The 9077-nt window shown below is 73.0% G+C and carries 6 protein-coding genes and 1 pseudogene; 4 read left to right on the forward strand and 3 right to left on the reverse strand.

The features are described from left to right. From E1298_RS39765 to rho, 3 genes and pseudogenes are all read left to right on the forward strand, one after another. The coding region (locus tag E1298_RS39765; protein ID WP_243726105.1) for a PEP-utilizing enzyme at positions 1-1018 on the forward strand (1018 nt) is incomplete at its 5' end. Beyond that, a complete protein-coding gene (locus E1298_RS39770; RefSeq protein ID WP_131902556.1) occupies positions 1015-1980 on the forward strand; it encodes a hypothetical protein in 966 nt (321 codons plus the stop codon). The genes E1298_RS39765 and E1298_RS39770, both read left to right, overlap by 4 nt. 469 nt (positions 1981-2449) lie before the next feature. Continuing rightward, positions 2450-3544, forward strand: a pseudogene (rho, locus tag E1298_RS39775) (transcription termination factor Rho); the annotation flags it as partial. Positions 3545-3586: 42 nt separating this feature from the next. On the opposite strand, the gene E1298_RS39780 reads toward rho, so the two are convergent. From E1298_RS39780 to E1298_RS39790, 3 genes are all read right to left on the reverse strand, one after another. Further along, positions 3587-5311: a serine/threonine-protein kinase gene (locus tag E1298_RS39780; RefSeq protein ID WP_131902558.1), complete on the reverse strand. Its 1725-nt coding sequence runs from the start codon at positions 5309-5311 to the stop codon at positions 3587-3589. After that, entirely contained in the window at positions 5275-6858 is a 1584-nt protein-coding gene (locus E1298_RS39785; RefSeq protein WP_131902559.1) for an acyl-CoA synthetase, read from the reverse strand. The genes E1298_RS39780 and E1298_RS39785 overlap by 37 nt, the downstream gene beginning before the upstream one ends. A 108-nt stretch (positions 6859-6966) precedes the next feature. Continuing rightward, positions 6967-8262, reverse strand: coding sequence for an esterase-like activity of phytase family protein (locus E1298_RS39790; RefSeq protein WP_207945114.1), 1296 nt, complete (start codon positions 8260-8262; stop codon positions 6967-6969). A 131-nt stretch (positions 8263-8393) separates the two neighbouring features. On the opposite strand from E1298_RS39790, the gene sigE reads away from it, so the two are divergent. Further along, a complete protein-coding gene (sigE, locus tag E1298_RS39795; protein WP_131902561.1) occupies positions 8394-8984 on the forward strand; it encodes an RNA polymerase sigma factor SigE in 591 nt (196 codons plus the stop codon). Positions 8985-9077 lie beyond the last annotated feature (93 nt).

The following is a 9077-nucleotide window of genomic DNA, read 5'->3' on the forward strand; positions in this document are numbered from 1 at the left end:
GACCGGCCCGGCGCCGTCATCCGGCCCGGTGTCCCACCTGCCCGTCGCCGCGACCGGCCCGGCGTCCTCGTCCGGCCCGGCCTCCCAACTGCCCCTCGCCGCGACCGGCTCAACGCCGTCATCCGGCCCGGCGCCTCACCTGCCCGTCGCTGCGACCGGCCCGGCGCCGTCATCCGGCCCGGTGTCCCACCTGCCCGTCGCCGCGACCGGCCCGGCGTCCTCGTCCGGCCCGGCCTCCCAACTGCCCCTCGCCGCGACCGGCTCAACGCCGTCATCCGGCGCGGCGCCCCACCTGCCCCTCGCCGCGACCGGCTCGACGCCACCGTCCGGCGCGGCGTCCTCGTCCGGCGCGGCGTCGTCCGGTCCGGCGTCGCCGGGTGATGTTGAGGGCGGCGGCGCGGGCGAGCTGGCGGCGCGGGAGCTGCTGCGGCTCCGCATCCGGTGGGTCCAGGAACTCGGCGCCCGGCTCGCCTGGACGGCGGGCAAGCGCTTGGCCTGGCGCGGCGCGCTGGACCGGCCGGAGCTCGTCCGGGCCCTGCGTTTCGACGAGCTGGCGGCGGCGCTCCAGGGCGGCGCCCTTCCCGCCGAACTGGAACGCCGTCCGTCCCCGCCGCGCACCGCGCCGCTGCCCGCCGTCTTCCGGCTGGCCGGCGACCGGATCGTGGCGGAGGCGGCGCCGCCCGGGGACGGCGCGCGTCCCGCGGGCGGCGGCCGGGGCGCCGGACCGGTCCACTCCGGCCCGGACGCCCCGCCGCCCGGCTCGGTGCTGGTCGTCCGGACGCTCGCCCCGGCGCTGGCCGCCCACCTGCCGTCCCTCGCCGGGCTCGTCGCCGAGACCGGAAGCCCGCTGTCGCACCTGGCGATCCTGGCCCGCGAGCTGGGCGTGCCGACGGTCGTCGGCCTGCGCGGCGCCCTCGACCGCCTCCCGCCGGGCACCGCGGTCCTCGTGGACGGCGATACCGGGCGCGTCGAGCCCCTCCCCGCCGCCCCCCGAGCCGGTGAGGAGTCCGTCGCATGAGGAGGCTCCCCTACCTCGGCCTCGGGCTGATGGTCTTCTGGACCGGGGCCTACGTGGTCGTCTACCTGGCGCGCTGGGAGTGGCAGCGAGCGCTGATGGCCGGGGAGCTGCTGCTCATCGCCATGATCGTGTTGCTCGCGATGGAGGGCGCGCGGCGGCTCGCGGCGATGGAGCGGCGGCTGACGGAACGGATCGAGGGCGCGGCACGGACCGAGGGCACGGCGCGGACCAAGGGGACGTCACGGACCGAGGGGACGGCGCGCCCTTCGATTGGATCGGTCCAACTGACCGCCGTGCCGCCCCGGCGCGGCCCCTACGCGGCGGACCCGCCTGGCGAAGAGGCGCCCCGGTTCCGCTGGCTGGAGCCCGACACCGACGCCTACCGCGTCTTCATCCCCGTCCTGCTCGGGGCGGGGATCGTGGTGTCGGGGCTGGCCGCGCTGGTCGAACGGCTCGCCACCGCCCTGGGCCGCAGCGGTGTCCAGGGCGGGGCGCGGCTCCCGGTGGCCCTCACACCGCCGTCCGGGGGCGTCCTGGCCGGGGCGCCCGACCTCGTCCCGCCGCGTCCGAACCCGAAGGCGTGGCTGCGGGCCGCCACGCTGGTGCTCGCGGCGGCCCTCGTCACCGCGCTGGTGGTCGACGAGCTGGCCGAGCGGACCCAAGACCGCGCCGACCGGCCGGTGGCCGCGCCCGCGAGCACGCTCGTGATCGAGGCCGACACCCGGGGCTCCACCGGCGCGGCCACCGCCGACCCGCTCGTCACCCGGCTGTGGGAGTACTGCCGCGGCTCCACCCGCCCCTACGTCGAGGGCGGCGGCGCCGTCCCGCTCGGCGGGGGACGGTACGCGCTGGTCGTCCGGCCCGCGCTGGGCGAGCACGCGCTGCGCCGGATGCGCGGCTGCCTGGAGGATGCGACGATCGACCGCGCCCGGTTCCGCGTGGTGTCGGTTCAGCCGGGCTGACCTCCGGGAATGCGAAGCGGCCCCGCGGTGCTGTACTGTCGGAGCAGCATCTTCGGTTTTCCGTGATACGCGGCGAAGGTGCCCCTTCCCCGCCCGGGCCATCTGAGCGCCCGGTGATCACCGGCTCGTCACGCGCGGTTCGGCGTGCGGGCCGCCGCACAAGGGAGCCGACGTCAGCCCGGTGAACCGAGCTGCAAATCTCGCATTCCTCTCGCGTACGCGCCGCGGATCCCGCCGCCGTACGTCAACATCGACCCCGGGCCACGCGGAGCGTTCCGCGCGGACCTGAGAAGGGACCCCCATGTCCACTTCCACCATCACCGAACATTCCACCACCACCGAACAGCCCGCCATCACCGAGCACAAGCCCCGCACCGCCAGGTCGGCCGCGTCCTCGCAGACCGCCCGCAAGAGCGGCCAGCAGGGACGGCGCCAGGCGGCGAGGCCCGTCGCCGACGAGCCCGCCGTCCCGTTCCACGGCATCCTCGCCGTCCAGGACAAGCACGCCTTCGTCCGCACCTCCGGCTACCTCTCCGGACCGGACGACGTGCACGTCTCGCTCGCGCAGGTCCAGGCGTACAACCTCCGTCCGGGCGACGCCGTCGCCGGGACCGCCACGTCGCCGAAGTCCGGCCGGGAGAAGTTCATCACCCTCGCCGGCGTCGAGACCGTCAACGGCGTGACCCCCCAGGAGGCCGCGCACCGGCCCGAGTTCGGCAAGCTCACGCCGCTGTACCCCGAGGAGCGGCTGCGACTGGACACCGGAGCGCTCTCGACCCGCGTCATCGACCTGATCGCGCCGATCGGCAAGGGCCAGCGCGGGCTGATCGTGTCGCCGCCCAAGGTCGGCAAGACGATGGTGCTCCAGGCCGTCGCCAACGCGATCGGCCTGAACAACCCCGAAGTGCACCTCATGGTCGTGCTCATCGACGAGCGCCCCGAGGAGGTCACCGACATCCAGCGGTCCGTGCAGGGCGAGGTCATCCACTCGACCTTCGACCGGCCCGCGCAGGACCACACCGCCCTCGCCGAGCTGGCGGTGGAGCGCGCCAAGCGGCTCGTCGAGCAGGGCCACGACGTCGTCATGCTGCTCGACTCGATCACCCGGCTCGGCCGCGCCTACAACCTGGCGGCCCCGTCCAGCAGCCGCATCCTCGCGGGCGGCGTCGCGACGACCGCCATCTACCCGCCCAAGAAGTTCTTCGGAGCCGCCCGCAACATCGAGAACGGCGGCTCGCTCACGATCCTCGCCACCGCCCTGGTCGAGACCGGTTCCCGCATGGACGACCTGTTCTTCGAGGAGTTCAAGGGCACCGGCAACATGGAGCTGAAGCTCGACCGCGGCCTCGCCGACCGCCGCGTCTTCCCCGCCGTCGACATCGAGGCGTCCAGCACCCGCCGCGACGAGCTGCTGATGAGCCCCGAGGAACTCGCCCTCAGCTGGCGCCTGCGCCGCGCCCTCCAGGGCATGGAGAAGCAGCAGGCCCTTGAGCAACTCCTGGAGAAGATGAAGGGCACCTCCTCCAACGCCGAGTTCCTCATGCGCATCAAGCAGACCATCTGAGCCGTGCCGCGCGGGGTGCTCCCGCCCTTGCCAGAAGGTCGCTCAGTTCTTCTTCTCCGGCCGGAACGACGTGAGGATCCTGTCGTACAGGCGCTGGCCCGGCGTCCACTGGGATTCGGGCGTGTAGAAGTAGAACTCGTATCCGGCCGCACGGCCGCACAGCACGTGCTCCCCGCCGAGGTCTCCCTTCCAGGTGAACTCCCATTCCGCGGCGCCGTCCACCAGCTCGGGCACCGCCTCCAGCCGCAGCCGGTGGTATCCGGGGTAGAGCCGCTCCGCCTTCGCCCTCCGCTCGGCCGCGTGCAGGCCGGCCAGCGGGTCGCCCGGCGCCGGGGAGATGCGCAGGCCCCGCCCGGAGCCCCGGTCCTCCCACTCCATGACGGAGTCGCGCCGCTCGGCCTGCCAGCCCGCCGGGACGCGCACCGAGTAGGCGCCCGCCTCCCGGTACTTGGCCGTCTTGACCATGACGCCGGACGCGGGACGCAGCGCCACGGCGTCGCTCTTGCCGATGGACGTCCACCGCGCCGCCCAGGTGCCCATGCCCGCCGCGAGCGCCGCGAGCACGGCCACGCTGAGGACGGCCCCGGGCCGCACCCGTCCGCCCGGCACCAGCCCCGGGAACCGGCCGCCCGCCAGGCCCCGGCTCGCCCGGTCCGCCCGGCTCGCCCGGTCCGCCCGGCTCGTCCAGTCCGCCCGGCTCGTCCGGTGCCCGCCGCCGGTCCGCACCGCGGCGCGCGAGCGGTACGGGATCCGCGCCACCGCCGTCGCGCCCGCCTCCATGACCGAATCCGCCGCCGGGCCGGCCGCGTCGCGCAGCAGCAGCGCGGTCGCCTCCGCCGAGAGGCGGTCCTCGGGGCGCTGGCGCAGCAGGCCCTCGATGACGGGGGTCAGCGCTCCGGCGCGCACGGGACGGGCGTACTCGCCGAGCAGCACCGCCACCATCGAGGCGAGCGCGTGGCAGCGCAGGAACGGGGAGAAGCCCTCGACGGCGGTGTAGAGCGTCGCGCCGAGCGACCACAGGTCGGACGCCTCCAGCCCCGGCAGACCGTTGACGCGCTCGGGAGGCAGGTAAGCGGGTGAGCCCTCGATGCCCGCGACCAGGGTCTCGGCGCTCTCGCGGCCCTGGTCCACGTGGACGGCGAGCCCGAAGTCGGTCAGCAGGACGCGGCCGTCCTCGCAGATCAGCACGTTGCTCGGCTTGACGTCGCGGTGCAGGATCCCGGCCGCGTGCGCGGCGCGCAGCACCGACAGGACGGCCGAGCCGATCTCGGCGGCGCGCCGCACCCCGAGCGGACCGCCCTCGGCCACGACCCGGTGCAACGAGCGCGAGTCCACGAACTCCATGACGATCCAGGGCCGCCCGTCCTCGACGATCAGGTCGTGGACGGCGACCACGCCGGGGTGCCGCAGCGCGGCGGTGGCGCGGGCCTCGCCGAGCAGGCGCCGGCACATGACCTTGCGCTCCGCCTCGGTGATGCGCTCGGGAAGGTGGACCTCCTTGACCGCCACATCGCGATCCAGCATCTGGTCGTACGCCCGCCAGACGGTGCCCATGCCCCCTCTGCCGACCACAGAGAGCAGGCGATACCGTCGTGCGAGCGGTATCAACCGATCCCCATTCATGGGGAAGTTATGCGCCCGGACGCGCTCAAGGCACGCCCCTTCGGGATCAATCATTTTTTGACCGCGACACGCTTGCACCCGCGCTGAGCAGGTGTTTCGTTGAGGTGTTACACGTCGGCCTCCGCGAACACGCTCTTGGCCCATGTGTAGTCGGATTTCCCGACGGCCGTGCGCCGCACCTCGTCGACGAGCCGGATCTGGCGCGGGAGCTTGTATCCGGCGAGGCGTCCGCGGCAGTGCTCGGCCAGCGCCTCCAGCGTGACCTCCGCGCCGGGACGGGCCGCGACGACCGCCGCGACGCGCTGGCCGAACCGCTCGTCCGGCAGGCCCACCACGACGACGTCGTCCACGTCGGGGTGGTCCTTCAGCGCGACCTCGACCTCCTCCGGGTACACCTTCTCCCCGCCCGTGTTGATCACGAGGGAGCCGCGGCCGAGCAGGACGATCGTGCCGTCCTCCTCCAGGCTCGCGTAGTCGCCCGGGATCGACCAGCGGGTGCCGCCCGCGTCGGTGAAGAACGTCGAGGCGGTCTTGACCGGGTCGTTGTAGTAGCCGAGCGGGATGTGGCCGCTGCGCGCCAGCTTGCCGATCTCGCCGGGCCGCACGACGTTCAGGTCGTCGTCCAGGACGGTGATGCCCGGCTTCATCAGGAACCGGGCGGTGCCCTCCTTGCCACCGACGGACGGCCCGCACGCGCCGGTCTCGGAGGCTCCGTAGTTGTCGAGGAACAGCACGTTCGGCAGGTGCTCCAGCAGCGCCTCCTTGGCGCCCTCGGTCAGCGGCGCGCCACCGGACGCGATGGCCATCAGCGACGACGTGTCGTAGGCCCCGGTGGCCAGCGCTTTGGCGACGGGACGGGCCATGACGTCGCCGACCAGCATCAGCACGTTCGCCTGCTCGGCGGCGAGGAGCCGGAGGGCCCGGTCGGCGTCGAACGCGTGGTCGGTGTACAGGACGACCTTCGCGCCGCTGAACAGGCCCATGAACGCGACCCACTGCCCGGCGCCGTGCATGACGGGCGCGCAGTCGAGGACGGCCGTCGCGGGCTGGTCGGCGTTGGCGGCGATCGCGTCCGGGCTGGTGATCGGGTCGCCCAGCGCGTTCCCGCCGCCGAGGGCGGCGAAGAAGACGTCCTCGCAGCGCCACTCGACGCCCTTGGGATAGCCGGTGGTCCCGCCGGTGTACATGACGTACCGGTCGTCGCTCGACCGCTCGGGGAAGCCGTCGCCGCCTGCGTCGGCGAGCGCCTTCTCGTACTCCACGGCGCCGGGGATCGCGCCCGCGGGGCCGTCCTCCAGGACGACGACGTGCCGCAGCTTCGGCAGGCCGCCGCGGATCTCCTCCACCTCGGCCAGCAGCGAGCGCTCGCCGATGAGCGCCACCGCGTCGGAGTCCGCGAGGACGTGGCGCAGCTCAGCCGCGACGTACCGGTAGTTCACCGGGATCGGGACGGCCCGGATCTTGAAGATGCCGAACATCGCCTCGATCCACTCGGCCCGGTTGTGGGCGAGGATCGCGACGTGCTCGCCCGGCCGCACGCCCGCCGCCGCGAGGTGGTGGCCGACCCTGCTCGCCCGCTCGTCGAGCTCGCGGTAGGTGCGCCGCTCGTCCCCGGCCACGAGGGCGGGACGGTCCGGGCCCGCGGCGGCCAGGATTTCGAGCAGGTCGGCCAGGTTGTAGCTTCGCGACATGCCACGTCCTCGTGTCTCGGGGGTACGCGTCCTCCGATCATCCCCGTAGCGGCATGATCACTCAATCGCTGTTGTCATTCAGTCCAATGAGATCGGTCACACGGCCGGTCACCCGGGAAGCGGGACGTAGGTGATCGACGTGCGGACGCCGCTGTCGATCAGCCGTCCGTCCGGGCCGAACGTGCCCAGCCCGAAGTCGTTGTCGTTGATCACCGCGAGCGTGCGGCGGCCGGCGAGCGCGATGCCCTCGATCTTCCCGGGGATGCCCGGCACCTTCGCCAGGTCCACGGTCAGCGCCTTGGGCAGCGCCGCCACCCCGGCGGGCACCTCGGCGGACTTCTCCAGCGACGGCGCGGTCCGCTCGTCGTCCCAGCGCGAGCCGAGGATGTCGGTGGCCTTGCGCAGGTCGACGGTGTAGACGCGGGCGACCTTGTCGGTCCGCTCGTCCACCAGCACGCGGTGGCCGTCGAGCGCGGCCAGCCCGGAGATCTTCATCTCGTTCTGGTCGCCGCAGGAGGCCGGATCGAACGAGCACACGTCCTCGAACCGGTAGACGTACTCGCCCGCGACCTTCCCGCTCCGCAGGTCGAACCGCAGAATCCGCCCGTTCCTGGACGCCTTGTAGGTCTTCTTGTCGGGGTTGGACAGCGGGCTCTGCATCGCCACGTACAGCGACTTGCCGTCCGGTGAGATCGTCAGCCCCTCGAAGCCGCGGTTGTAGGTCCTCTTGTTGAGGATCGCGGGAAGCGTGGCCTTCACCGGGTAGCTCGTGCCCTGGCCCGTCCAGCCCTGCGGGACGTGGCGCTCGATCACCCGCCCGCGCCTGTCCAGCCGCAGCAGGGACGGCCCGTACTCCTCGGCCACCCAGAACTCGCCGGCCCTCGTGCGGACGAGCCCCTCGGAGTCGATGCCGTCGGGGTTGAACGCCAACCGCGTCTTCCCGTCGAACTCGTAGGGCGCCTCCTCGCGCCCCTCCACGTTCGGCAGACCCGTCACGGGACGGCCCGCGCGGTTCGTGATCGGCAGGGCCCGCGTGACCTTGACGGCGTTCTTGCGCACGCGGAGCTTGACGATGACCGGGTCGAACGTCGCGACGGGGAACGTCACATGCTCCTCGCCGCCCACCTTGACGGTCCCATTCGGGCCCCGGTCGGTGATCGCCCAGAACTCGTCCGGACGGTCACCTTTGTCGTGGAAGAGGTCGCTCCCCACACCGCCGAGGGCCACGCCCCGGTCGTCCGCGATGCTGCCGGGCAGCAGCCTGTTCTGGAACTGGGCGAGGGGAATGCGCGGCAGCACGGCGCTGTCGTTCTTGGGATGGGCGGCGAACGCCGTGCCGGGAACCAGGCAGAGGACGGCACCGGCGGCGAGCACGGCCGGACGGAGAAATGAGCGATCGGTCACAACGGGACGGTAGTGCCACCGGGTGGCCTGGAGATGATGCCCAGGTGAAAGGGCAGGTTCGCGGCCATCCGCCTGAGTGCCGGATCCGGCCACGCGCACGGTCCTTACACGGTTCTTATCTGGGTACCGGCATGCTGAGCCGTAACGATTTCGCATCAGACCCGGGGGTAGCGGTGAGCGCAGGCGCGATGGCGTGGACGCCTCCGACATGGGAGGAGATCGTCAGCGAGCACTCGACACGGGTGTTCCGGCTGGCGTACCGCCTTACCGGCAACCGGCACGACGCCGAGGACCTGACCCAGGACGTCTTCATCCGGGTCTTCCGCTCGCTGTCCTCTTACAGCCCCGGCACATTCGAGGGCTGGCTGCACCGGATCACCACCAACCTGTTCCTGGACCGCGCCCGCCGCAAGCAGCGCATCCGCTTCGACGCGCTCGGCGACGACGCGGCCGAGCGGCTACAGGGCCGCGAGCCGAGCCCGGCCCAAGCCTACGACGAGCGGCACCTGGACGCCGACATCCAAAAGGCGCTGGACGGGCTCGCCCCCGAGTACCGCGCCGCCGTCGTCCTCTGCGACATCGAGGGCCTCACCTACGAGGAGATCGCCGCGTCCCTGGGCGTCAAGCTCGGCACGGTCAGATCCCGCATCCACCGCGGCCGCGCCCAGTTGCGCGCCGCCCTGGAACACCGCCGCCCCGTGGAGGCCGCGACCAGCCTCTGATTCCCCCTCGGCCCCGTAGACATCGTCTTCGAGCACCCCAGTAAGGGCCCGCCCTTGGTGGCCCGCGTCCTACTGAAAGGCACCGCCCACCCC

The organism is Actinomadura rubrisoli (genome assembly GCF_004349215.1).
GTDB classification, from domain to species: domain Bacteria; phylum Actinomycetota; class Actinomycetes; order Streptosporangiales; family Streptosporangiaceae; genus Spirillospora; species Spirillospora rubrisoli.

Coding starts and splice junctions, on each gene's coding strand:
- E1298_RS39785 (WP_131902559.1), bottom strand. CDS start 6,858: ATGTCGCGAAGCTACAACCTGGCCGACCTGCTCGAAATCCTGGCCGCC.
- sigE (WP_131902561.1), top strand. CDS start 8,394: ATGCTGAGCCGTAACGATTTCGCATCAGACCCGGGGGTAGCGGTGAGC.
- E1298_RS39770 (WP_131902556.1), top strand. CDS start 1,015: ATGAGGAGGCTCCCCTACCTCGGCCTCGGGCTGATGGTCTTCTGGACC.
- E1298_RS39780 (WP_131902558.1), bottom strand. CDS start 5,311: ATGGGCCAAGAGCGTGTTCGCGGAGGCCGACGTGTAACACCTCAACGA.